Consider the following 23,799-nt stretch of genomic DNA (forward strand, 5'->3'; position numbering starts at 1 on the left):
GCGCACGCACATGCAAAAAACTAAACTGAACGAACTGCTCGAATTCCCTTGCTCGTTTACCTACAAGGTAATGGGCCTGGCGCAGCCTGAGCTGGTTGACCAGGTGGTTGAAGTGGTGCAGCGCCATGCGCCGGGCGATTACAACCCGCAGGTCAAGCCAAGCAGCAAAGGCAACTACCACTCCGTCTCCATCACCATCAATGCCACTCACATCGAGCAGGTCGAAACCCTGTACGAAGAGTTGGGCAACATTGAAATTGTTCGCATGGTGCTGTAATTCCAGCATAAACCCCTGCTTATCAACCCGGGATGGCGCAGCGTCTTCCCGGGTTGCGCATTTTTGGTCAGCGAAAGGCTGGTCGCAGGCCGGAGCGCCCGGTATAATGGCTTTACCACTTCTGTAACCTGACGATGACTCTTTTGCAACCAGACAAGATCATTTTGCGTCAGCTGGGGTTGCAGCCCTACGCGCCTGTATCCCAAGCCATGCATAACTTCACCGACAGTCGTACCGAGACCACGCCGGACGAGCTGTGGCTGGTGCAGCATCACCCGGTGTTCACCCAGGGTCAGGCCGGCAAAGCCGAACACGTGCTGATGCCCGGCGACATCCCGGTTGTCCAGAGCGATCGCGGCGGCCAGGTGACCTACCACGGGCCGGGTCAGCAGGTGATGTACGTGATGGTCGATCTGAAACGCAACAAGGTCGGCGTACGTCAATTGGTCACGGCGATAGAAGATACGGTTATCAACACCCTCGCCCACTTCCGCCTCACATCGCGCGCCCGTCCGGATGCGCCCGGCGTGTACGTGGGGGAGCAGAAAATCTGTTCGTTGGGTTTGCGGATCCGCAAAGGCAGCTCATTCCACGGCCTGGCCCTGAATGTGGCGATGGATCTCAGCCCCTTCCAACGCATCAACCCTTGCGGTTACGCCGGTATGCAGATGACGCAGGTCAGCGCGCTGGCGCCCGGCGTTGGCATTGAAGACATACACCCAATCCTGGTACAGGAATTTGTTCATTTACTCGGCTACCAGACGGTCGAGCTTCGTAACTGGAACCTGCACGATTATGAGTAAACCAATTCAGATGGAACGCGGCGTCAAATACCGCGATGCTGACAAAATGGCGCTGATCCCGGTCAAAACGGTGGTCACCGAACGGCAGGAGCTGTTGCGTAAACCCGAGTGGATGAAGATCAAACTGCCTGCCGACTCAACGCGCATTCAGGGCATCAAAGCCGCGATGCGCAAGAACGGCCTGCACTCCGTCTGTGAGGAAGCCTCGTGCCCTAACCTGTCCGAGTGTTTCAACCACGGTACCGCCACCTTTATGATCCTCGGCGCCATCTGCACCCGCCGCTGCCCGTTCTGCGACGTGGCCCACGGCCGCCCGATCGCGCCGGACGCCAACGAGCCGGAAAAGCTGGCGCAAACCATCGCCGACATGGCGCTGCGTTACGTGGTGATCACCTCGGTTGACCGCGACGATCTGCGCGACGGCGGCGCTCAGCACTTTGCCGACTGCATCTCCGCCATCCGCGCCAAAAGCCCGAACATCAAAATTGAAACGCTGGTGCCGGACTTCCGCGGCCGTATGGACCGCGCGCTGGAGATCCTCACCGCCACGCCGCCGGACGTATTCAACCACAACCTGGAAAACGTGCCGCGCGTCTACCGCCAGGTGCGTCCGGGCGCCAACTACGAATGGTCGCTGAAGCTGCTGGAGCGCTTTAAAGAAGCGCACCCGGATATCCCGACCAAATCCGGCCTGATGGTCGGCCTGGGCGAAACCAACGCGGAAATCATTGAAGTGATGCGCGATCTGCGTCGCCACGGCGTGACCATGCTGACGCTGGGTCAGTACCTGCAGCCGAGCCGTCACCACCTGCCGGTGCAGCGCTACGTCAGCCCTGCCGAGTTTGACGAGATGAAAGAAGAAGCGATGGCGATGGGCTTCACCCACGCCGCCTGCGGCCCGTTCGTGCGTTCGTCTTACCACGCCGATCTGCAGGCCAAAGGGATGGAAGTGAAATAACGCGTAATAGTTTGTTACGCTATAGACGGCGGAAACGCCAAAAAACGGATGTCCACAAGGCATCCGTTTTTTATTGCGCGCAGTCAGACGGGGTTAAACGTCTTTCTTTTCGACGCTCTGCTGAGCGGACTGGCTTTCGGCGGCGTTGTTGCCGGCGGCCGGCGGCGTGCTGTCATCGCCCACGGCTTTTTTAAAGCCTTTCAGCGCCGCGCCAAGATCGGCGCCGAGCGTACGCAGTTTGCTGGTGCCGAACAGTAAAATCACCAACACCGCAATCACCAGAAGTTTGGTAATGCTGATACCTTCCATACTCACCTTCTTATCATAGAGCGCTGCGTGAACAGCGAGAAAAACTGACCTTGCCTGCGAATATTTAGCGACTTTCCTTCGGCTCGCACAACCGCAACATGTAACAGAGTGAGATCGGTCGCAGTAATGCCACAGCGCCTCTGGACGTGAATCCCAGACTATTCTTAGTTTATCACCCACATGATACGCTGCCATGATACTCATCAGGGAGATGCCGGATGTATATTGCCCCACCCATTTTCGATGCCCGAAAATCCGGCCTCAGCTTCGCCAAACGCACCTACCTGCCCCGCGCCGTCGGTCTGGGGCTCGGCTTTATCTGCGTCTGCGCCGCGCTCTATCCCCTGGCTCCGCCCGCGGCGATCTGGCTATTGCTGGCCTTTCACGGCTTTCTCTGGCCGCATCTCGCGTACCGCCTGGCCTGCCGCGCCAAAGATCCGTTCAAAGCCGAAATTCGCAACCTGCTGATCGACTCCGCTTTCGGCGGCTTCTGGGCGGCGATGATGGCGTTCAACGCGCTGCCCGCCATCGTCATCCTGTCGATGATGAGCATGAATAACATCGCTTCAGCCGGCAAAACGCTGTTTGTAAAAGGATTGGCCATGCAACTGGCCACGGCGGCGTTCACCGCCGCGCTGCTCGGCTTCCCGTTTCACCCCTACAGCACGCCGTTGCAGGTCTATCTGTGCCTGCCGATGATCTACCTTTACCCGACGCTGCTCGGGCTGGTGACTTACCGCACCGCCAAGCGGCTGGCGGAAAAGAAACAGGAGCTGCAGCGCATCAGCACCCGCGATGGGCTGACCGGCTTATACAACCGTCGCCACTGGGAGCATCTGCTGCATCGTCAGTTCGACAGTTGCCGTCGCTACCAGGATAAGGCCACGCTGATCCTGATGGATATCGACCGCTTCAAAACCATCAACGACACCTTCGGCCATGCTTTGGGGGATGAGGCCCTGGCGGCGCTGGCGGAAGAGCTGCTGATCGGCTTGCGTAACGTGGATATCGTCGGGCGCTACGGCGGCGACGAGTTTGGCGCGGTGCTGCCGAACACCAACGCCGAGCAGGCGGAAATCGTCCTGCGACGCATCCAGCAGCGGCTGGACGCGGTCAGCTTCAAGGAGGCGCCGCAACTGCGGCTGCAGATCAGCGCCGGCATCGCCAACTACCACCCCGCGTTGGGCGGCTATCTGGACTGGCTGAAAACGGCCGACAGCGCGCTCTATCGGGCGAAGCAAAACGGCCGCAACCGGCTGGAAACGGCAGTGCCGCCAGGGGAGTAACTTACTAGCTTAATGACTTGGCAAAATACTTCGGCGCTTCAACAAAGCCTTCGCGCAGGTAAAACGCATGGGCCCGCTCGCGGCGACTGTGGCAATGAACCTCCAACCGATCGCAGCCGCGACGGTGCGCCAGCGCCTCTCCCTCCGCCAACAACCGCCGCCCCACGCCCGCGCCGCGCGCCCGATCGTCGACGCAAAAATAGCTGATGCGGCCAATGTCGCCGGCCAACGCCAGCTGCGGCAGGAAATGCAGCGACAACACGCCCAGCACCTGCGCCCCGTCCGCCGCCACCAGCAGCGCCTCGTCCGGGTGCGCCAACAGTTGCTGCATGCGCTGCGTCAGAAACGCCTCGGTGCCAGGATAGCCCAACACCGTCATCAATTCGGCGATAGCGTGCCGGTCGCCCAGACGCGCCGCTCTGATTTCCATCGGTTTTACCTCGCAGGGGGTCGATACTACAAAATAGACGGCGTTAGGTGTAACATCCATCGGGTACGGTGAAAAAGGCCGTGCGGCACGCTGGAGATGACATTCCTCCCTAACCGCCTTCACAGGCTGATGATGTCTACGTAACCTCTCGGAGAGAGGCGCGTAGCGTTACGCCTGTCCCTTTCCGAGCCCGTGAATTTCTCTGTTTGAAAGGGAGTTGCCCCATGTTGAGTTCTTTACTGGCCGTCTTTATCGGCGGCGGCGTCGGCAGCGTTTTGCGCTGGGCGGTAAGCATGAAAATGAATCCGCTGAACGCCCACATTCCGCTAGGGACGCTGATGGTCAATCTGATCGGCGGTTTTATCATCGGTCTGGCGATGGCGATTTTCACCCGCATGACACACCTGGATCCCACCTGGAAACTGCTGATCACCACCGGCTTCTGCGGCGGCCTGACCACCTTCTCCACCTTTTCGCTGGAGGTGGTGTATCTGATGCAGGACAGCCGCTTCGGCTGGGCATTGGCCAACATGCTGCTTAACCTGGCCGGCTCGCTGGCGATGACGCTGCTGGCCTTCATGCTGGTGATGTGGGTCAACGGGCGCTAAGCCCTTAATGTTTCCTTAATCTTGCATGCGCATAATCTCATCCAGAACTCCTGACTGGATGAGAAATCGCTATGTTTAGCCTGCCGAAAACCACCGCCGAAACGATCGCCGTTGCGCTGTGCGTGCTGATCGTCGCCGCCTTTATCAACGCCTACCTGTTCGCCTAACCCCCCTTTCCCCGCAGCGCGCGTTCATCTTGCGTCCTCCCCATCCGTTACACTACAATTGAGAATGAACGTTCACACCCAAAATTGTGAACCCGGCTCACGCGCAGCAAAGGATCGGGCAGATGCTCTCCCCCAACGACAGTAAACAGGCCAAAGTGCAGGCGCGCCGCGATCAGATCGTCGAAGCGGCGAAAACCAGCTTCCGCCGCCACGGCTTCCATGCCGCCAGCATGGCGCAGATTGCCCAGGGCTCGCAGCTCAGCGTCGGGCAAATCTATCGCTATTTCGCCAATAAAGACGCGATTATCGAAGAGATCGTCAATCGCATCATCACCAGCAAGATGCAGCGCCTGGAAAACCTTGGCGATCACATCAACCTGATCGCCGGCACGCTGGCGGCGCGCACGCTGTTTCAGCAACCGGGCGAGAGCGAAACCGATCACATGCTGATGCTGGAAGTGACCGCCGAGGCCACGCGCAACCCGGTGGTGGCCAAACTGCTCAGCGATGCGGAGGCGCGGCTGTTTCGCCACGTGTGCCACAACCTGCAGCGGCTGTATCCCGATTTCAGCGCGGAAGAGATCGCCGCGCGGGTGGAGTTTATCGCCGTCATGAGCGAAGGCACCGGTTACCGTATCCTTACCACGCAAAAAGCCGATGCGTCCCTGCTGCGCGATCTGTATCAGCAGGCCATTTCTCACCTGTTCAGGAAATCTTAATCTCCCATGACCAAACACTTAGCCAGACAACGTCTGGTGTACGCCGTCGTGCTTGGCCTGTTGGCCGCGCTGGGGCCGCTGTGCACCGATCTCTATCTGCCCGCCCTGCCGGAAATGGCGGGCGAGCTGAATACCTCCACCGCCGCCGCACAGCTCAGCCTGACCGCCGGGCTGCTCGGCCTGGGCGTCGGCCAGCTGATTTTTGGCCCTTACAGCGACAAACTGGGCCGTATGCGCCCGCTGCTGCTGTCGCTGATCCTGCTGCTGGGCGCTTCGCTGTGGTGCGCGCTGGCGCCCACCATCGACCAATTGCTGATCGCCCGTCTGCTCCAGGGCATCGCCGGCGCCGGCGGCGCGGTGATTTCCCGCGCCATTGCCCGCGATCTGTATGCCGGTCATGAGCTGACCCGTTTCTTCGCCTTGCTGATGCTGGTCAATGGCCTGGCGCCGATCGTCGCACCGGTGCTGGGCGGCGTCATGCTGCAGGTGATGAACTGGCGCGGCATCTTCGGCGTGCTGGCGGCCATCGCCGTGCTGCTGTTCAGCCTGTCGGCGCTGAAGCTGCGCGAGTCCCTGCCGGTCGAGCGCCGCAGCCAGGGCGGCATTCTGGCGATGCTGATGTCGCTCGGCGGGTTGCTGACCCAGCGCTATTTCATGGGCCTGTGCCTGACGCAGGGCTTCGTAATGGCCGGCATGTTCGCCTATATCGGCGCTTCGCCTTTCGTCTTGCAGCAGATCTACGGCCTCAGCCCACAGATGTTCAGCCTGTGCTTCGCCATTAACGGCGTCGGGCTGATCATTGCGGCGCAGCTGGCCAGCCGTCTCAGTTCACGTTGGGGGGAACGCCGGGTGTTGAGGGGGGGGTTAACGCTGGCGGCCATCGCATCGCTGTTGCTGTTGTTGGCCGCCGCGCTGCATGCGCCGCTGGTCGTGTTGCTGGTGCCGCTGTTCTTCTCGGTGGCGGTGATCGGCATCGTCGGCCCGACCGCCTCGTCGCTGGCGATGCAAAGCCAGGGGGACAAAGCCGGCAGCGCGTCGGCCTTGATCGGCGTGTGCATGTTCGCGCTCGGTGCCTGCGCCGTGCCGCTCACCGGGCTGGGCGGCACCTCGGGCCTGTCGATGGCGCTGACCATCGTTGGCTGCTACGCCATCGCCATCCTGCTGTTCAGCCTGTTGGCCCGCCGCAGCGACGCATAACGCGCCCAATAAAAAACCCGCTCAATGAGCGGGTTTTAAGAAATTCAGCTACGCAGCTTAGATAGCAGTAACGTTAGCGGCAGATGGGCCTTTGGCACCGTTCGTGATTTCAAATTCTACACGCTGGCCTTCAGCAAGCGTTTTGAAACCGTTGCTAACGATGGCAGAGAAGTGAACGAAAACGTCCTTGCTACCATCTTCCGGAGTAATGAAACCGAAGCCCTTGGATTCATTAAACCACTTAACGCTACCTTTAATCTTAGACATCAAACTTACCTTTAACGTGAATGAAAGACACAAAACCTGTGTCGATTACAGTACAGCAAGCAGGCAGGATTTTGTCCACCACCGCGATCACAGAAATCCGATAAAGAGTGAAAAAATCCGTGTTGTCCGGTGTAAATGAATGACACCGGTTGCAGTAAGTTACCGTTCCAGGTCAATCCTCTCCCTGCGCCGGCGAACAACGCGCGAACGCCTAAACCTGCCCCTTTCCCCCATCGTTGACGCGCCGTGCAAACACAATCGCTATGAAATATAACCAGATGGTCTTTTTGCTTCGGCGGCCCCTGCACTAGGGTTAGGGTTTATTTCCCACTGTGAGCCAAGCCTATGACCAGCCAGTTGGCAGACAAGATCATCGCCTATCGGCGTGAACTGCACCAAAACCCGGAGCTTTCCAATCACGAATTCGCCACCACCGCCCGCCTGACCCGCTGGCTGCAAGAGGCGGGGATTCGCCTTCTGCCGTTGGCGCTGAAAACCGGAGTCGTGGCGGAGATCGGCAGCGGCCAGGGGCCGATCATCGCGCTGCGCGGCGACATCGACGCCCTGCCGATCGACGAAATCGCCGACGTGCCCTTCAGCTCGCAAAACAGCGGCGTGATGCACGCCTGCGGGCACGACTTTCACACCTCGGTGATGCTCGGCGCCGCACACCTGCTCAAAGCGCGTGAAGCCGAACTGGCGGGCACGGTGCGCATCTTCTTCCAGCCGGCGGAAGAGACCTTCAACGGCGCCCGACACCTGATCGACGCCGGCGCGCTGGATAACGTCGCGGCGATATTTGGCCTGCACAATGCGCCGGAGCTGCCCACCGGCACCTTCGCCACCCGCGCCGGGCCGTTCTACGCCAACGTCGATCGCTTCCAGATCCGCATTACCGGCAAAGGCGCCCACGCCGCCAAACCGGAACAGGGTGTCGATACCATCGTCACCGCCAGCCAGATCGTCGGCGCGCTGCAAACGCTGCCCAGCCGCAGCTTCAGCTCGCTGGAATCGCTGGTGGTGAGCGTGACGCGCATCGAAGGCGGCAATACCTGGAACGTGCTGCCGCAAACCGTCGAGCTGGAAGGCACGGTGCGCACCCACAGTGATGCGGTGCGCTGCCAGGTGCCGGATAAAATTCGCCAGGTGATCGACGGCGTTGCCGCCGCGCTCGGCGCGCAGGCCGAACTCCACTGGCAGCCGGGGCCGCCGGCGGTGATCAACGACGCCCATTGGGCGGCGTTCAGCAAAACCGTCGCCGCCGAGGCCGGCTACCGGGTCGAAGAGGCGGAGCTGCAGATGGGCGGCGAGGATTTCGCGCTGTATCTGCATCACGTGCCGGGCGCGTTCGTCAGCATCGGCTCCGCCAGCGAATTCGGCCTGCACCATCCGCGTTTCAATCCCGATGAGCGCGCCCTCTTTCCTGCCGCCCGCTATTTTTCGCTGCTGGCGGAGCGCACGCTGCAACAATTAACCCCCGCAGCGAAAAAAGCCCTCAGCAACGCCTGAATAACGTGAAATAGTATTTCCCCGACGCCGCTGATGCCGTGCCGGGGATTATTATTTTCGCTCGCCGTGATATTTGCAGTTTTCAACATTTGAATATGCTGTTTTGTTGTTTTACATCCCGACAGCGCTCATCAATAGTGGACGCATCAGACACCGCGCGCCTTTCGGCGCATGACAGGATAATCACGATGAGCGACAACGCGAATAATCAACGGCAATTACGGCTGGGCGCCATTCTGCACGGCGCCTCGGGAAATATGTCCGCCTGGCGCCACCCGGACGCCACCGCCGACGCCAGCATCAACCTCGAATTTAATATCGCCTCGGCGAAAAAAGCCGAACAAGGGAAATTCGATTTCGTCTTCGTCGCCGATGGCTTATATATCAACGAAAAGTCCATTCCGCATTTTCTTAACCGTTTCGAGCCGTTGACCTTATTGGCCGCGTTGTCCGCCGCCACCGACAAAATTGGCCTGGTGGGCACGCTCTCCACGTCCTACAGCGATCCGTTCACCGTCGCCCGCCAGTTCGCCAGCCTCGATCACCTGAGCAACGGCCGCGCGGGCTGGAACGTGGTGACGTCGCCGCTGGAAGGTTCGGCCAAAAACTTCTCGCGCGCCGAGCACCCGGAGCACAGCCTGCGTTACCGCATCGCCGGCGAGTTTCTCGACGTCGCCAAAGGACTGTGGGACTCCTGGGAAGACGATGCCTTCGTGCGCAATAAGGCCAGCGGCGAATTTTTCCGCGCCGGGAAACTGCACACCCTCAATCATCAGGGGGAGTTCTTCTCGGTGCAGGGGCCGTTGAACATCGGCCGCACGCCGCAGGGCCGCCCGATCCTGTTCCAGGCCGGCGCCTCCGAAGACGGCAAACGGCTGGCGGCCAAGCACGCCGATGCGATCTTCACCCATCACGACACGCTGGAGCAGGCGCAGGATTTCTACCAGGACGTGAAGCGGCAGCTGGTGGAACAGGGGCGCGAACCCGACGACCTGCGCATCTTCCAGGGCGTGAGTGTGATCGTCGGCGACGACGATGCGGACGTCGAGCGCCAGTACCAGGAGACGGCCCGTCTGGTCAGCATCGAGAACGCCCTCAACTACCTTGGCCGCTATTTCGAACATTACGACTTTTCCCGCCATCCGTTGGACGCCCCCTTCCCGGACATCGGCGATCTGGGGCAAAACAGCTTCCGCAGCACCACCGACGCCATCAAGCGCAACGCCCGCGAGCGTAACCTCACGCTGCGCCAGGTGGCGCTGGAAGCCGCCTCGCCGCGCCCGGTGTTCAGCGGCACGCCGGAAGCGGTGGCGGACGGCCTGCAACGCTGGTTCGACGGCGAAGCCGCCGACGGCTTCATCATCAGCGGCGGTACGCCCAACGCCTTCGGGCACTTCGTCGATCGGGTGGTCCCCGTCCTGCAACGGCGCGGCCTGTTCCGCCAGGCGTACCACGGCGATACGCTGCGCGAGCACCTGGGCCTGAAGCGTCCGTTGAACAGATTCACCCAATAATAAGATCGTTTTCAGGAATACCCGCTATGCAGAAAACCGTTACCGCCGCTCTCGTGGCGGCCTTGCTGAGCTTGACCGGCGCCGCGCAGGCGGGCACCGGCATCGATTTGCAGGCCAATGAAACCCCTATCCATGCGCCGAAAAACCCGCAGGCGATCGCCAAGCTGCCGGCCGATTTCCGCTTCGTGAAGCCGGGCCGGTTCACCGTCGCGATCGCCGCGCTCAACACGCCGCCGCTGGCGCTGTTCGCCGCCGACAACCGGCGGCTTATCGGCAGCGAAGTGGATATCGCGCAGTTGGTGGCCGACAGCCTGGGGCTGGAACTGAACGTGGTGCAAACCTCGTGGGAAGACTGGCCGCTGGGGGTGGTTTCCGGCAAGTATGACGCGGCCATCACCAACGTCACCGTCACCAAAGAGCGCAAAACCCGCTTCGACTTCGCCACCTATCGCATTGACTCGCTCGGCTTTTATGTCAAAACCGGCGGCAAGATAGCGACGATCAAACAGCCTGCCGATATCGCCGGATTAAAGATCATCGTCGGCTCCGGCACCAACCAGGAAGCCATTTTGCTGGCGTGGGACAAGCAGAATCGGCAGCAGGGGCTCAAACCCTTCCAGCCGATCTACGTAACCGACGATGCGGCCGCCACGCTGGCGATCCAGTCCGGCCGGGCCGACGCCTATTTCGGGCCCAACGTGCTGGGCGCCTATAAAGCGGCGCTGAATGGCCGTACCCGGCTGGCGGGCACGGTGGAAGGCGGTTGGCCCAAGGCGGCGCACATCGCCGTCACCACCCGTAAAGGCAACGGGCTGGTGCAGGCGGTGAATGAAGCGCTGAACGGCGCGATCCGCGGCGGACAGTACGATCAGGTGCTCAACCGCTGGGGCGAGAGCGTCGAACGCCTTGCGCAGTCGGAAATCAACCCGCCCGGTCTGGGCGATTAGGAGCGTGCGATGACGCAAGACACTTTCATTCAGACGCTGCCGACCGATCCGCTGGTCGCCCCGGTGATCGAGGGGCTGTTCGGCGAATATCGTCAGCGCTACGGCGACTATTTTGGTGACCAGGAACCGGAACCGCTGGACCTGTACGCGCCGCCGCAGGGCGCCTTCATCGTGCTGCTGCGCGCCGGTGCGCCGATCGCCATGGGCGCCTTCAAGCGCTATGACGGGCAAACCGCCGAGCTGAAGCGTATCTGGACGCGGGGCGATCTGCGCCGCCAGGGCCTGGCGCAACGGGTGTTGCAGCAGTTGGAAACGCTGGCGCTGGCGCAGGGTTATCGCCGGCTCTATCTGACCACCGGCTTTCGCCAGCCCGAAGCGGTGGGCCTGTACCTGAGCAACGGTTATCAGCCGCAGTTCGATCCCACCGTCGACAGCGAGGTTTACAGCCGCCCGCCCTACGATGGCCGCCTGCCGTTCCGCAAAAGCCTGATTGCAGAAGACGCCTGTTGTTGCGCGTCGGAAAGGAAAATCGCCTAAGGCCCCTTTATCTGTATCAGGAGACATGACATGTCCAAACAAGAAGTCTTGAAAGTGGTGCCCGCCCGCTATCCGCTGCGGCTGATCGGCGCGCTGTTTTCGCTGTTTATTCTGGCCGCCATCGTGCAATCGGTGGCGGGCAACGCGCGCTGGGAATGGGGCGTGTTCGCCGAGTGGTTCTTCGCCCCGGCGGTGCTGGCAGGGCTGGGACAGACCCTGCTGCTGACGCTGCTCGGTACGCTGTTCAGCATCCTGTTCGGCACCCTGCTGGCGCTGGCGCGGCTGTCGCGCTCTTACCTGCTGGCGTCGCTGGCCTGGGGGTATATCTGGCTGTTTCGCTCGCTGCCGCTGATCCTGGTGCTGATCATCCTGTATAACTTTTCCTATCTGTACGACGCCATCTCGCTGGGCATTCCCTTTACCTCGGTGGTGTTCGCCAGCTACCCGACCATCGATATCCTCGGCCAGTTCGCCGTGGCGGTGCTGGGTCTGACGCTGGTGCAGTCCGCCTATACCGCCGAGATCATCCGCGGCGGCATCCTGGGCGTGGATTACGGCCAGCACGAAGCGGCGGCGGCGCTGGGCCTGCCGGGCTATCGCCGCACCTTCCGCATCATTCTGCCGCAGGCGCTGCGATCCATTATTCCGACCGGATTCAACGAGATCATCAGTCTGGCGAAAGGCACCTCAATCGTTTATGTGCTGGCGCTGCCGGAGCTGTTTTACACCATCCAGGTGATCTATAACCGCACCCAGCAGGTGATACCGCTGCTGATGGTGGCCACCGTCTGGTATCTGTTCATCACCACCGCCCTGTCGGTGATCCAATACTACATCGAACGCTATTTCGCCCGGGGCGCGGTGCGCGAACTGCCGCCGACGCCCTGGCAGAAACTGGCCGGCTGGCTAAAACGTTAGGAGACCCGCATGTCTGAAGCCATTGATTATTACGCCTTGCCCGAACAGCCGGCACGCAACCTCACCCCGGTGCCGGCGCGCGGCCTGATCGAAATCAGCAACGTCAGCAAGTTCTTCGGCAAACACAAGGCGCTGGACGACGTCAGCCTGACGCTGCAGCCGGGCACCGTGACCGTGATCCTCGGGCCTTCCGGCTCCGGAAAATCGACGCTGCTGCGTGCGATCAACCATCTGGAGCGCGTGGACGAAGGCTTTATCCGCATCGACGGCGACTACGTCGGCTACCGCCGCAAGGGCAACCGGCTGTACGAGCTGAAGGAAAAGGCCATCCTCCGGCAGCGCATCAACGTCGGCTACGTGTTCCAAAACTTCAACCTGTTCCCGCATCTGACGGTGCTGGAAAACATCATCGAAGCGCCGGTGGTGCACAAGATCCACTCCCGCGAACGGGCGAAAGCGGTGGCCTATGAGCTGCTGGATACGGTCGGGCTGCGCCACAAGGCGGACGCCTACCCGCGCCACCTCTCCGGCGGCCAACAGCAGCGCATCGCCATCGCGCGCGCGCTGGCGCTGAACCCGAAGGTGATCCTGTTCGATGAGCCGACCTCCGCACTCGATCCCGAGCTGGTCGGCGAAGTGCTGGACGTGATTAAAGGGTTGGCGGATCTGGGCGTCACGCTGGTGGTGGTGACACATGAAATCGGCTTTGCGCGCGAAGCGGCGGATCGGGTGGTGTTTATGGTCGACGGGCAGATCGTCGAGCAGGGCGATGCCAGACAGGTGCTGGCTCAGCCGCAGCACCCGCGCACCGTCAACTTCCTCAACAAAGTGCTGTGAGCGTCGGGGCGCCGATGCGCCCCGCGCAGGAGCAGGTTAGAGGCCGGCGAAACGCCGCTTCTCGGCGGCGAAATCCAACGGGCGGATCCCCTGCTGGTTTTTATCCTCTTCGGTCAGCAACGCCGGGGGAATAAACCAGGTCACCTCGAACAGCAGCCCGTCCGGGTCGTGACCATAAATGCTTTTGTGCACGCCGTGATCCTCTTCCAACCCGAGAATGCCGCGTTCGGCCAGCTGATGGCGAATGCGCTCCAGCTCTTCCAGGCTGTCCACTTCCCAGGCCAGATGATACAGCCCGGCCGGCGGTTCATGGTCCGCCGGCGGCTCGCCGTTGGCGCGAAACACCCCGGCGCGCTGCTGGCCCAGGTTCTTGCTGAACAACGCCAAATCGTGATCGTTGTCCGAGTCGGCGGCCTGGGTAAATACCGCCCGATCGGGGCTGTCGGACGGCTTCAGCTTGAAGCCTAATACCTGATGATAAAAATCGGCGCTCTGCCGCACGTCGCTGACGTACAGCACGGCGTGATTGAGACGTTTGATGCCCATCGCTATTCCTTTTTGCGCATTGAATAAAGTCAGCATGAACATAGCATGTCGCTGGGAAGCCGCTAAATGCCGTTATCGCATGACTAAATGCCGCCCGCGCAATCTGTCGCTGCAAGGCATTCCGCGCTATCATAAGCGCTGTATTGAACCTTTTTGTGAGAATAGCGATGAACGGCAAGATAACGACTTTTTTTGAAGACAAAGGCTTCGGCTTTATTACCGACGAGAACGGAGAAAATCGTTATTTTCACGTGATTAAAGTGCAAAACCCGGAGCTGATTAAGAAAAACGCGGCGGTGACCTTCGAACCGACCAACAACACCAAAGGCCCGTCGGCTTATGCGGTCAAAGTGTTGGCGCCCAGCAAATACATCATTATCGCCAATGAAAGAATCAAGATCACCAGCATCAAGTCTTTCAATACCTTCACCAAGGAAGTGCCGGTCAAAGCCGACGTGGATAAAGAGAACACCGTGCTGTCAGTCGGCCTGCTGATGAACCGCATTCGCCCGCAGTCCGAAGACCAGGCGCAGGCCATGCAAACGCTGCGCATGCTGACCATCACCACCTTCCAGAACACCACCCATACTTTCTCCGAGCACGAGATCGACATGGATGAGACCATCAAGGCGCTGAAAAGCCTGTAAGCCTCTGCGTACAGAAAATAACCAACGAAATGTGTCGTCGCCTGTGTTAGCGTGAGTTTTCACCTGACACAGGCTATTGATATGTCCGATTCCAGCAGCGTCAAAGGTTTTATCAACCGCTCCACCCAAATCGTCTGCCCTAAATGCGGCTATGTTACCCGGCAAAAATGCGCGGCAATGCTGCAAGACGTGATATTGATTTGCCCTAACTGCGAAACCCGCTTCGAGCCCAGACAAGGCTGAAAACGGTTAGCGGAACAGGATATGCTCGACGCTGTTGCCGTTCACCACGTTGAACGACTCCACCCGATTACGCCCCTGCGATTTGGCGCGATACAGCGCGATATCCGCCATGTTCATCAACTGCTCCAGCGATTTCACCTCGTTCATCGCCAAACTGGCGACGCCGACGCTGATGGTGATTTTCAACGTCTGCTTGCCTTCCGCCTGCAGCTCCGTCTGCTCCACCAGCCGGCGCAGATGCTCCCCCAGCGCCACGCCCTGCGCCGCCAACGCGCGCGGCAGCATGATGGCGAACTCTTCCCCGCCCAAGCGGCCGAATAGCTGATCGTGCCGCAGCTCGCGCCGCACGATATGCGCGAACGACGCCAGCACCTGATCGCCGGCGCTGTGGCCGTGCGTATCGTTGATCTGCTTGAAATGATCGATATCGATCAGCAGTAACGACACCGCTTCTTTGGAACGGTGCTTGTGCTCCAACAGCTCGCCCGCTTTGCGCGTCATCGCGCTGCGCGCCAGCACGCCGGTCAGGAAATCGTGGTTGGCACTGTGCTCCAGACGCCGCATAAGCTTACGGTTGGCCGCGATGGAACTGGCGAGGATCAGCGGCCCCATCACCAGCATGGCGATACCCAATCGGGCGGACATCAGCGTGTCGAGGAAGGCATTATGGTTGTTCGGCGTTTCATACAGCACCAGGTTGGCGGAGATGCTGCTGATCTCGGACATACCGGTCAACAGCGTCAGCAACGTCACGGGGAACAGCTGGTAGCGCACCGCGCACCACAGCAGCGCCGGGATCGGGAAGGCGATCGCGCCCGGCCCGCCGATATAGACGCTGAACGCCAGCGACAGCAGCAACGCCAGCAGCGGCAGGCAGCCTTTCAAGCGCCAACGCACCTGCATGCGCAACAGCTGTTTCAACCGCGGCGCCGCCATTAGCACCGGCAACAGCAGCAGGGTCGTCGAAAACTGTTCGCTGAACCAGGCCAGCCAGGCGACCACCACCGTGTTGTTGTACAGGCTATCGTTGCGCAGCACGGACAGCGTCGACGCCACCGCCGCACCGGCCAGGCTGGCGCTGAACATATAGAGTATCGCCTGGGGTTTACCCATGCGCCGTTGAGATTGCGGCAGCATCAGCATAATGCCGTAACCGACGACGATCAGCGACATGTTGCAGGCGTTCAGCCACAGCGCCAAAGACCAGCCCTCGCCGGTGCTGAGATCGGCGGCAACCATGCCCAGATAGGTCGTGAGCCAGCCGAGCGGCGTGGCGTAAGCGGGTTTGCGCAGCAGCAGGCCGAGCAGAATCGCATTCACCGGCCAAAATAAAGAAAGCGAGCCAATCGGCCGGCTAAGAATGCCCACCAGGGAAAGTAAAAAGGCCAGCATGAAAAGATTGATGAGCTGAACCGTAAGCGGCAGGCCATGCCTGGCGTTTATTCTGGCGTTCATCGCCTCGCCCATATTTTGCTAATAACCAGAATAATAATGTGCATACTCTCTCGCCCGGCCAGTGAGGGATAATCAACCCGGATTTCAACCAAAAAAGCCAGACAAATCAATAATAAAAAGCATTAACAATTAATTAACAGACTTTTCTTAACCTAATGTGGCGGCGGTGGACTCCCCCGCATACCGTCAGAAAATAATGCTCAGCTCTGCTGACAGCATAGCGCAAAGCGTAATCGGCCGCCGACGACGTTAATTACATTAATAATATTGTGGTTATTACTCGTTGAATGATATTTGAATAACTACGTGATTATTTTCCTGCAACTGGGCCGCCCGTGCAATAACAACCCAAAAAAAGCCCGCCTAAAGCGGGCTTGCTTGAACAACAGCAAATCGACAGTTACGACACAGCCATTCATTGCATGCCTGTGCTGCCACGCAGTGTAGCGGCGAAAGCTTAAGCAGACCTTAGCAACAAAAAACCCGGCCTAGGAACCGGGAATATTTGTACGAAATGCAGCGTTAGCCCAAGCAGGCTAATAACATTTCGCAGCTTACACGCCAAATGTGCAGAGAAAATGAACGCTGCACGCGGCAAGGCCTTACGCCAGTTTGGCGGCAAAGCCCGCCACGCGCTGGCCATAGAGCTTGGCGGTCGCCAGATCGCCCGACAGCATCTCGTCCACGCCGGCATCCGACGGCGTCTGCACCAACAGCCCCACCGAACCGCCCAGGTTGTTGACATCGGTACGCTGCGCCGATTTGGTGTTGGCCGGCAACAGCCCCAGACTGACCCACAGGCCGCCATGTTGCGAAGCCAGCGTTTGCAGCGCAATCAGCGTAACCTGCTTGTCGCCGTTCAGGCTGGCGCTGTTGGTAAAGCCGCCGAACACTTTGTCCTGCCACTTGCGGCCGAACCAGGCTTTGGAGCTGGCGTCGGCGAATTTCTTGAACTGCCAAGACGGGCCGCCCATATAGGTCGGTGAGCCAAAGATGATGGCGTCCGCCTCATCCAGCTTCTGCCACGCTTCATCGCTGATATCGCCTTCCTGATCGATAGCGATCAGTTCGGCCCCTGCGCCTTCCGCCACCACTTTCGCCAAACGCTCGGTATGGCCGTAGCCGGAATGAAACACCACTACTGTCTTCGCCATAGAAATTCTCCACTCATTGCACAGAGGCGCCGACGACGCCCATCTCGCGTTCAATCTAATCAAGCGCGCAACGGCTGAATACTGAATAAAACTGACGGTGTTATTCAAAAAAATCGCGCTACGCGCCGCCGGGTATGCGCAGATAAAAAAAATCCCGCACAAGGCGGGATAAACTTAACAGGGATGGGGTAATACACTACAGGGAATGGATAACACACAACATCATCGGGTAGAGCTACAGTACCAATCCCAATGTATAGAACTGTCATCCCCGCGTAAGTTTGCTCGGCCAGATGTAACGCCGAATGGGAAATATGACATTCCGCTCAAGGCACCACGAATAGCCTCGACTCGAAACCGCCGCTTTTGAAGGTGCCGGTATTGACCCACCCCGGCGGCGAACGGCCGAAGTCCTGATTGAAATCCCCGCCGCTGACCAGCCAGACCCGGCGATGGTCTTTCGCTAACGCGCTGAGGTTATCGACGTAGGTCTGCGCCGCCCGATCGTGGAAAAAGGTGCCGAAACCATAGGCATTGGGCTTGCCCGAAATGCCGTTGGGCCTGGCGGGGGTATACAGCAAGGCGCGATAGCCCTTCTTGTTGTAATACACATAGCTCAGGTAGTTGAACATGTTGCTGACCACCACCGCATCGTTGGGCTGATAGTTACTGTTGATGTAGTGCACCATCACCTTGAACTCATCTTTCTCGACCGGATAGTCGTTGCGCACGCCGCAGCCGAACAGCAGGCTGAAGAACAGCAGCAAAGAGATCCCGCGCACCCGGCTTTTCGTACCGGCGATCAGCACGCCCAATACCAGCGGAATGCCGAGCGCGGCGGAATAAAGGTAGCGATCGACAAACAGCGGCGAACGCCAGGAAATGGCGAATACCAACGTCACCGGGATCAGCATGCCGCCAAGCAGCAGCAGCGCATATTTTCTCGGCATCTGGCGCCGCCACAGCAGCAGTGAACATAAGGCGACAAACATCGCCGGCAGCAGCCAGAGAATGATCGTGGGATAGTTGCTGCCATCATGCCCGGTGAGAAAACGCCAATACATCGCCGGCAGATCGCCCCAGGCAACCTGAGGGATCCAACCGACGTCGCCGCCGACCCGCAGTTCGGCAATATGCGCCAGCAGATTGAGCAGCACCAGCAGCCAGGGAATATAGGCCACTCCAATCGCCGCATTGGCCAGCCACCACGCCGGCTGCCTGATGTAACACTCGCCTTCGCGGCGGCACGACAGTGCCAACACCACCAGCCAGTGCGCGATCAGCGTGAAAATCGTGAAGTAGTGAGTATAAAAGCTCAGCGTCATCAACAGCGCATACAGCGCCAGATAGCGGCGGTTATCCGGCGTTTTCAGCCACTTCGCCAGCGCCATGGCGGCGGCGATCGCCAACAGCCCCATCAGCGCATACATGCGCGCCTCCTGGCTGTAACGCACCGCCATCGGCATGATCGCCATCAGCCATCCCGCGGTCAGCGCCGCCCGCTCGTTGGCCAACCAACGGGTAAAACGCATCGCCAGCGCCACCGTCATCACGCCGAACACCAGGCTCAGCGCGCGGGCCGCCATAATGCCGTCGCCAAACAGCACCATCCAGCCATGCAGCAGCAGGTAATAAAGCGGCGGGTGAACATCGAAGGAAGCATGGTACAGCAAAGCGCCCACATCATAGCGGCTGGTCAGCACGCTGGAGGCCTCGTCGCACCAAAAATACCGATCCGTTAAGGAAATACACCGCACGATCGCCGAAAACGCCACGATCGCCAACGCGTAATGTTTGTAACCGATGCCTTTTAAGCCGTTATTGCTCAAAGAAACATTCGATACCTGTTGCAGTGACATAACCGCATTCCGCCCAAGAGAACCACACAGTGTGGAGACGCAGCGTCATCATTGCCGACGGCGGGTAAATGGCGGGTAAATCAGTGCGAAAAAAACGGCGCAATCACCGCGGCGGCGCACGGCCCTCAGCGGATTTCAACGGTGATGTCCGGGTAGGCCTTCTCCCCGTCGCTGAGGTAATGCCCCAACGCCCGGTAAGCCATGACGTACAGCACGGCGGCGCCGCACAGGCACAGCAAGGTCACGAGAAAGAATCTGGATTTGCGCACGATAGGCTCCATGGGGAAATTTTCACCTATTGTAACGCGGCAAAATAAACGAAGGTTCAATTGGCGGCGGGTCGTTTGCCCTACGGCCGCTCTGTCGATCCATCAAAGCATTGGAGCGAGCTGAGCGGCAGCGTTATTGGCCATACGAAAACACGCTGCGCAGCGGGCCGACACAGCGCAGCCAGGCATGCGTCATGTTCCCGGGTACGGATGGGTCTCGCGCCAGTGGTCCGCTATCTGCTGCCGCGTACAGACCCACACCCGTTCGTGTTGCTGGATATAATCGAGAAAACGCTGCAGCGCGCGAAAACGCCCCGGCCTGCCCAGCAGACGACAGTGCATCCCCACCGACATCATCTTCGGCGCCTCCTCGCCCTCAGCGTACAGCACGTCGAAGCTGTCTTTCAGATAGGTGTAAAATTGCTCGGCGGTATTAAATCCCTGAGCGGTGGCGAAACGCATGTCGTTGGCGTCCAGCGTGTAAGGAACGATCAAGTGCGGCCGACGGCTGCCGTCGCCGCACGCCACTTCGCTCCAGAACGGCAAATCATCGCCGTAATAATCGCTGTCATAATCAAAACCGCCCTGCTCCACGACCAGTTGCCGAGTGTTGGGGCTATCGCGCCCGGTATACCAGCCGGTAGGCGCTTTGCCGAACAGGTCGGCCAGCACTTGCACCGCTTTTTGCATATGCTCACGCTCCTCAGCGATATCCATATGTTGATAATGGATCCAGCGCCAACCATGGCTGACCACATCGTATTTCGCCGCTTTGATCGCCGCGACAATCTCCGGCTGGCGCGCCAGCGCCATCGCCACGCCGAAGACCGTCAACGGCAGGCCACGCCGGCTGAACTCGCGGTGGATCCGCCAAAAGCCCGCCCGGCTACCGTATTCGTACAGCGAATCCATCGACATATGGCGCGCCGGATAGCTGGCGGCGCCGATAATATCGGAGAGAAACTGTTCCGATCCCGCATCGCCATGCAGCACATGATTCTCCGCACCCTCCTCGTAGTTTAGCACAAACTGCACGGCAATTCGCGCGTTGCCCGGCCAGCGCGCGTGCGGCGGATCTCCGGCGTAGCCTCGCAGGTCACGGGGGTAATTCTCATCGACAATGACCATTCTTCATCCCTTTAAAATAGATTTAACGACTGAAATTGACCGCTTAACGCTTTGGTTTCGGGATAGGCCAAGTCCCCTTGTTTGCTGGTCGATAACCCCAACGCCACCAGCGACTCCACCATTTTTACCGCCGCGCTGACGCCATCAATCACCGGCGCCCGCAGCTCGCGGGTCAGTTCCTGCGCCAGCGTCGCCATTCCGCCGCAGCCGAGCACAATCGCCCCGCAGCCATCCTCTTTCAGAGCGCGGATGCAGCGCTCGCGCACTTTCTCCTGCGCCAGCCCGCTGCCGTCTTCCAGCGCCAGCACCGGCAAGTCAATGGCGTGCAGCGCCGCGCAATGCTGATGAAAACCGTACTGATGCAGCAGGTGGCGGGCGATAATCAGCGTGCGCGGTAACGTGGTGACGATCGAAAAACGGGTCGCCACCATCGACGCCATATGCATCGCCGCTTCCGCAATGCCGATCACCGGCCCCTGCGCCAGCTCGCGCGCGGCCAGCAATCCCGGATCGCCGAAACAGGCGATCACATGACCGTCAACGCCCTGCCGTCGCCCCACCCTCACCTGTTCCAGCACGCCGATCGCCGCGATGGCTTCGTCAAAGTGCCCTTCAATGGACGGCACCCCGTCGCGCGGGCACACCGCCAGGATCTCGGTGCCCGGCGCGGCGGCGGTGCGCGCAGCGGCGGCGATGGTGTCGGTCATCGCCTGACTGGTGTTGGGGTTGATAACCTGTATGCAAACAGAAGACATCACGGCTCCTTGTAACCGGCGAACAGCCGGGAAAAATCGGGCAGGCTGACGCCATCGCGCTCAAAGCGCAGGCTGGCGACAATATGATCAAAATGGCGCATCAGGGCGTCGCTCAGAGGCTGCAGCGCTTTATCCCGCAACAAACCGACCAACTGCTGATGATCGTCGCAACGGCACCCCTGCCGCCACGGCGCGCCCCAGGTGGCGATGACCAGGGAAGAACGCTGGCAAAGACGCGTCACCATGTCGGTGATAACCGAATTGCCCGAGATCGCCTGCAGCTGAATATGAAAATCGGCGGAATAGCGAATCGCCGCCGGGCCGTCGTAAGCCTCATGCACCTGCTGTTCCAGCTGAATAATGCGCTCCAGTGCCGCCAGATGGGGCGCTCGACAGCGGGCGATAATATCGGGAAGGTTGGCGACCTCCAGCAGCGCGCGCGTGCGGAAGATAGCCTGCGCCTCTTCCACCGTCGGGCTGGCGACATATGCACCACGTTTGGGCTTCAGGCTAACCATTTGCACAGCGGCGAGTCGTTGCAGCACCTTACGGATGCCGGTGCGGCTCACGGCAAACACGTCGGACAACGCCTCCTCCGGCAATTTGCTGCCCGGCGGCAGCTGATGCTCGACAATCGCCGTCATCAACGCCTGATAAATGGTTTCATCTTTGTCCTGCAGCGCTGGCGCGGCCTGGAGACAATGTTCAGTATTCATTCACCCACTCCGGTTTCACCTATCGATAGCAAAATCGTATACATAACGCTCGGTTTCTGTATGCAAAATCAGCCATTGTGGCCTGGATCCTGCAATAGCCTCAGCAATCCACATAACAAGAGGAGCAGGTTTCATGCCACATTCAACACACATGCATCAGGTTTCGGCCAAAGACGCGACCGCCGGCTACAGCCCGCGACTGTGTAATGAAGATCTCGCGCCGACGCGCGACCAAAACTGGAGCTGGTACAACATTTTTTCATTCTGGATGTCGGACGTGCACAGCATGGGGGGCTATGTGGTCGCGGCGAGCTTTTTCACGCTCGGGTTGGCCAGTTGGCAGGTGCTGCTCTGCCTGCTGATCGGCATTTGCATCGTACAGCTGTGCGCCAACCTGGTGGCGAAGCCAAGCCAAATGGCCGGCGTGCCCTATGCGGTCATCTGCCGCCAGGCGTTTGGCGTCTTTGGCGCCAATATCCCGGCGGTGATCCGCGGGCTTATCGCTTTCGCCTGGTATGGGATCCAGACCTACCTTGCGGCCAACGCCCTGATGCTGGTGCTGCTCAAGTTCTGGCCGTCGCTGTCCACGCTCACCGGAAGCGGCTTCCTCGGCCTGTCGCTCCTGGGCTGGCTATGCTTCGCCACCATGTGGCTGCTGCAGGCGATGGTCTTTTGGCACGGCATGAACGCCATTAAGCGCTTCATCGATATCGCCGGGCCGGCAGTCTATGTGGTGATGCTGGCGCTGGCGGGCTGGATTGTATACAAGACCGGTTTTGACGGGATTTCCTTTACCCTGGCCAGCAAATCGCTGACCGCCGGGGAGCAGACCTGGCAAATGATCACCGCCACCGCGCTGGTGGTCTCCTACTTCTCCGGGCCGCTGCTCAACTTCGGCGATTTCTCCCGCTACGGCAAAAACATGGGCGAGATCCGCCGCGGCAACCGCTGGGGCCTGCCGTTCAACTTCCTGCTGTTCTCCATCGTCACCGTAGTGATTGTTTCCGGCACACAATCGCTGTTTGGCCACATGATCACCGACCCGATTGAAACCGTCAGCCGCATTGGAAACGATCTGGCGGTCGCCATTGGCCTGCTGACGATGATCACCGCCACCATTGGCATCAATATCGTGGCCAACTTCGTCTCGCCGGCCTTTGACTTTTCGAACTGTTCGCCGCAGAAAATCAGCTTCCGCACCGGCGGGATGATTGCCGCCGTTGGGTCGATTCTGCTGACGCCGTGGAATTTGTTTAATTCGCCGGAGCTTATCCACTACACCCTCGACGTGCTGGGCGCCTTTATTGGCCCATTGTTCGGCATCCTGATCGCCGATTTTTATCTGATCAAACGCGGCCAGGTATCCGTGGACGATCTGTTTGATGACACCCCGAAAGGCAAATACTGGTACCGCAACGGTTTTAACCCGAAAGCCATTGCCGCGCTGCTGCCGTCGGTGGCCATTGGCCTGATCATCAGCTTTATTCCGGCCCTGCACCAAGTGGCCAACTTCAGCTGGTTTATCGGCGTCTTCCTCGGCGCGACCGCCTACCGCTGGCTGGCCCGCGATGAGCGCACCGCCGTGGCCGGTCCGGCGTTCCGGGCGAAGGTGATGGCGCAAAAAGAGTAATTCCGCCCACAGCAAACTGCGTCGGAAGGGAAAAAAGCCATCCGCAACCGTGGGGGGGGGGGGGGGGGGGGGGGGGGGGGGGGGGGGGGGGGGGGGGGGGGGGGGGGGGGGGGG

General features: G+C 59.9%; 25 protein-coding genes, 2 pseudogenes and 1 riboswitch. Of the genes and pseudogenes, 16 read left to right on the top strand and 11 right to left on the bottom strand.

The genetic code is table 11. From position 1 onward, the window contains the following. Positions 1 to 10 precede the first annotated feature (10 nt). The 3 genes from ybeD (at position 11) to lipA (ending at position 2,038) form a co-directional block, all read left to right on the top strand. The gene (gene ybeD / locus ACJ8PE_RS08315) at positions 11 to 277 is read left to right on the top strand and encodes a DUF493 family protein YbeD (RefSeq protein WP_004940012.1); all 267 of its coding nucleotides are present in this window, start codon (positions 11 to 13) and stop codon (positions 275 to 277) included. A 134-nt stretch (positions 278 to 411) separates the two neighbouring features. Then, on the top strand, positions 412 to 1,080 hold the full coding sequence (gene lipB / locus ACJ8PE_RS08320) for a lipoyl(octanoyl) transferase LipB (RefSeq protein WP_033651147.1): 669 nt from the start codon (positions 412 to 414) through the stop codon (positions 1,078 to 1,080). Continuing rightward, entirely contained in the window at positions 1,073 to 2,038 is a 966-nt protein-coding gene (gene lipA / locus ACJ8PE_RS08325) for a lipoyl synthase (RefSeq protein ID WP_004940018.1), read from the top strand. Before lipB ends, lipA begins: the two co-directional genes overlap by 8 nt. A 93-nt stretch (positions 2,039 to 2,131) precedes the next feature. Here lipA and tatA read toward each other — a convergent pair whose 3' ends face one another. Further along, positions 2,132 to 2,347 carry a Sec-independent protein translocase subunit TatA gene (gene tatA / locus ACJ8PE_RS08330; protein ID WP_004940019.1) on the bottom strand — a complete coding sequence of 72 codons (216 nt, stop codon included), beginning with the start codon at positions 2,345 to 2,347 and terminating at the stop codon, positions 2,132 to 2,134. A 218-nt stretch (positions 2,348 to 2,565) separates the two neighbouring features. Between tatA and ACJ8PE_RS08335 the strand changes: the two genes are divergently transcribed. Then, positions 2,566 to 3,633, top strand: coding sequence for a diguanylate cyclase (locus tag ACJ8PE_RS08335; RefSeq protein ID WP_197793663.1), 1,068 nt, complete (start codon positions 2,566 to 2,568; stop codon positions 3,631 to 3,633). Between the two features lie 4 nt (positions 3,634 to 3,637). Here ACJ8PE_RS08335 and ACJ8PE_RS08340 read toward each other — a convergent pair whose 3' ends face one another. Beyond that, positions 3,638 to 4,063: a GNAT family N-acetyltransferase gene (locus ACJ8PE_RS08340; protein WP_197762216.1), complete on the bottom strand. Its 426-nt coding sequence runs from the start codon at positions 4,061 to 4,063 to the stop codon at positions 3,638 to 3,640. Positions 4,064 to 4,146: 83 nt separating this feature from the next. Beyond that, positions 4,147 to 4,209: riboswitch (Fluoride riboswitch) on the top strand. Positions 4,210 to 4,287: 78 nt separating this feature from the next. Between ACJ8PE_RS08340 and crcB the strand changes: the two genes are divergently transcribed. The 3 genes from crcB (at position 4,288) to ACJ8PE_RS08355 (ending at position 6,754) form a co-directional block, all read left to right on the top strand. Further along, a complete protein-coding gene (gene crcB, locus ACJ8PE_RS08345; protein WP_197793662.1) occupies positions 4,288 to 4,671 on the top strand; it encodes a fluoride efflux transporter CrcB in 384 nt (127 codons plus the stop codon). A gap of 289 nt (positions 4,672 to 4,960) precedes the next feature. Continuing rightward, complete coding sequence (locus ACJ8PE_RS08350) at positions 4,961 to 5,557, top strand: TetR/AcrR family transcriptional regulator (RefSeq protein WP_442536742.1); 597 nt, start codon at positions 4,961 to 4,963, stop codon at positions 5,555 to 5,557. 6 nt (positions 5,558 to 5,563) lie between these two features. Further along, the gene (locus ACJ8PE_RS08355) at positions 5,564 to 6,754 is read left to right on the top strand and encodes a multidrug effflux MFS transporter (protein ID WP_197762218.1); all 1,191 of its coding nucleotides are present in this window, start codon (positions 5,564 to 5,566) and stop codon (positions 6,752 to 6,754) included. A 57-nt stretch (positions 6,755 to 6,811) separates the two neighbouring features. Here the strand turns inward: ACJ8PE_RS08355 and cspE are convergent, their stop codons facing one another. After that, entirely contained in the window at positions 6,812 to 7,021 is a 210-nt protein-coding gene (gene cspE / locus ACJ8PE_RS08360) for a transcription antiterminator/RNA stability regulator CspE (RefSeq protein ID WP_004940030.1), read from the bottom strand. A 345-nt stretch (positions 7,022 to 7,366) separates the two neighbouring features. Between cspE and ACJ8PE_RS08365 the strand changes: the two genes are divergently transcribed. From ACJ8PE_RS08365 to ACJ8PE_RS08390, 6 genes are all read left to right on the top strand, one after another. Continuing rightward, the gene (locus ACJ8PE_RS08365) at positions 7,367 to 8,530 is read left to right on the top strand and encodes a M20 peptidase aminoacylase family protein (RefSeq protein ID WP_273973946.1); all 1,164 of its coding nucleotides are present in this window, start codon (positions 7,367 to 7,369) and stop codon (positions 8,528 to 8,530) included. A 188-nt stretch (positions 8,531 to 8,718) separates the two neighbouring features. After that, complete coding sequence (locus ACJ8PE_RS08370; protein ID WP_042783837.1) at positions 8,719 to 10,044, top strand: LLM class flavin-dependent oxidoreductase; 1,326 nt, start codon at positions 8,719 to 8,721, stop codon at positions 10,042 to 10,044. 26 nt (positions 10,045 to 10,070) lie between these two features. Further along, positions 10,071 to 10,991: an ABC transporter substrate-binding protein gene (locus tag ACJ8PE_RS08375; RefSeq protein ID WP_033642151.1), complete on the top strand. Its 921-nt coding sequence runs from the start codon at positions 10,071 to 10,073 to the stop codon at positions 10,989 to 10,991. Between the two features lie 9 nt (positions 10,992 to 11,000). Continuing rightward, a complete protein-coding gene (locus ACJ8PE_RS08380; protein WP_096241998.1) occupies positions 11,001 to 11,528 on the top strand; it encodes a GNAT family N-acetyltransferase in 528 nt (175 codons plus the stop codon). Positions 11,529 to 11,558: 30 nt separating this feature from the next. Further along, the gene (locus ACJ8PE_RS08385) at positions 11,559 to 12,446 is read left to right on the top strand and encodes an amino acid ABC transporter permease (RefSeq protein ID WP_004940038.1); all 888 of its coding nucleotides are present in this window, start codon (positions 11,559 to 11,561) and stop codon (positions 12,444 to 12,446) included. A 9-nt stretch (positions 12,447 to 12,455) separates the two neighbouring features. Next, positions 12,456 to 13,283, top strand: coding sequence for an amino acid ABC transporter ATP-binding protein (locus ACJ8PE_RS08390; protein ID WP_015376924.1), 828 nt, complete (start codon positions 12,456 to 12,458; stop codon positions 13,281 to 13,283). Positions 13,284 to 13,319: 36 nt separating this feature from the next. Here ACJ8PE_RS08390 and ACJ8PE_RS08395 read toward each other — a convergent pair whose 3' ends face one another. Further along, the gene (locus ACJ8PE_RS08395; protein WP_197776699.1) at positions 13,320 to 13,829 is read right to left on the bottom strand and encodes a VOC family protein; all 510 of its coding nucleotides are present in this window, start codon (positions 13,827 to 13,829) and stop codon (positions 13,320 to 13,322) included. 167 nt (positions 13,830 to 13,996) lie between these two features. Here ACJ8PE_RS08395 and ACJ8PE_RS08400 point away from each other — a divergent pair, with 167 nt between their 5' ends. Together ACJ8PE_RS08400 and ACJ8PE_RS08405 are read left to right on the top strand one after the other, a co-directional pair. Beyond that, entirely contained in the window at positions 13,997 to 14,476 is a 480-nt protein-coding gene (locus ACJ8PE_RS08400; protein ID WP_004940042.1) for a cold-shock protein, read from the top strand. Between the two features lie 81 nt (positions 14,477 to 14,557). After that, the gene (locus ACJ8PE_RS08405; RefSeq protein WP_015376921.1) at positions 14,558 to 14,719 is read left to right on the top strand and encodes a YnfU family zinc-binding protein; all 162 of its coding nucleotides are present in this window, start codon (positions 14,558 to 14,560) and stop codon (positions 14,717 to 14,719) included. A 6-nt stretch (positions 14,720 to 14,725) separates the two neighbouring features. Here ACJ8PE_RS08405 and ACJ8PE_RS08410 read toward each other — a convergent pair whose 3' ends face one another. From ACJ8PE_RS08410 to ACJ8PE_RS08440, 7 genes and pseudogenes are all read right to left on the bottom strand, one after another. Then, complete coding sequence (locus ACJ8PE_RS08410; RefSeq protein WP_033644213.1) at positions 14,726 to 16,174, bottom strand: GGDEF domain-containing protein; 1,449 nt, start codon at positions 16,172 to 16,174, stop codon at positions 14,726 to 14,728. A 602-nt stretch (positions 16,175 to 16,776) separates the two neighbouring features. Beyond that, positions 16,777 to 17,328: a flavodoxin family protein gene (locus tag ACJ8PE_RS08415; RefSeq protein WP_033642149.1), complete on the bottom strand. Its 552-nt coding sequence runs from the start codon at positions 17,326 to 17,328 to the stop codon at positions 16,777 to 16,779. 326 nt (positions 17,329 to 17,654) lie between these two features. After that, positions 17,655 to 19,187, bottom strand: coding sequence for a glycosyltransferase family 39 protein (locus tag ACJ8PE_RS08420; protein WP_197762224.1), 1,533 nt, complete (start codon positions 19,185 to 19,187; stop codon positions 17,655 to 17,657). Between the two features lie 125 nt (positions 19,188 to 19,312). Next, positions 19,313 to 19,456 (bottom strand): hypothetical protein, encoded by a 144-nt coding sequence (locus ACJ8PE_RS08425; RefSeq protein WP_162837200.1) that lies wholly within the window; start codon positions 19,454 to 19,456, stop codon positions 19,313 to 19,315. 192 nt (positions 19,457 to 19,648) lie between these two features. Beyond that, positions 19,649 to 20,503 (bottom strand): annotated as a pseudogene (puuE, locus tag ACJ8PE_RS08430) (allantoinase PuuE); the annotation flags it as partial. Beyond that, positions 20,472 to 21,339, bottom strand: a pseudogene (locus ACJ8PE_RS08435) (aspartate/glutamate racemase family protein); the annotation flags it as partial. The pseudogenes ACJ8PE_RS08435 and puuE, both read right to left, overlap by 32 nt. Next, positions 21,339 to 22,055, bottom strand: coding sequence for a GntR family transcriptional regulator (locus ACJ8PE_RS08440; RefSeq protein WP_033651130.1), 717 nt, complete (start codon positions 22,053 to 22,055; stop codon positions 21,339 to 21,341). The gene ACJ8PE_RS08440 and the pseudogene ACJ8PE_RS08435, both read right to left, overlap by 1 nt. A gap of 133 nt (positions 22,056 to 22,188) precedes the next feature. On the opposite strand from ACJ8PE_RS08440, the gene ACJ8PE_RS08445 reads away from it, so the two are divergent. Continuing rightward, on the top strand, positions 22,189 to 23,685 hold the full coding sequence (locus tag ACJ8PE_RS08445) for an NCS1 family nucleobase:cation symporter-1 (RefSeq protein ID WP_033642144.1): 1,497 nt from the start codon (positions 22,189 to 22,191) through the stop codon (positions 23,683 to 23,685). Positions 23,686 to 23,799: the final 114 nt, after the last annotated feature.

Origin of the sequence: Serratia sp. CY74737 (assembly GCF_052166775.1) — a bacterium.
Taxonomy (GTDB): domain Bacteria; phylum Pseudomonadota; class Gammaproteobacteria; order Enterobacterales; family Enterobacteriaceae; genus Serratia; species Serratia ureilytica.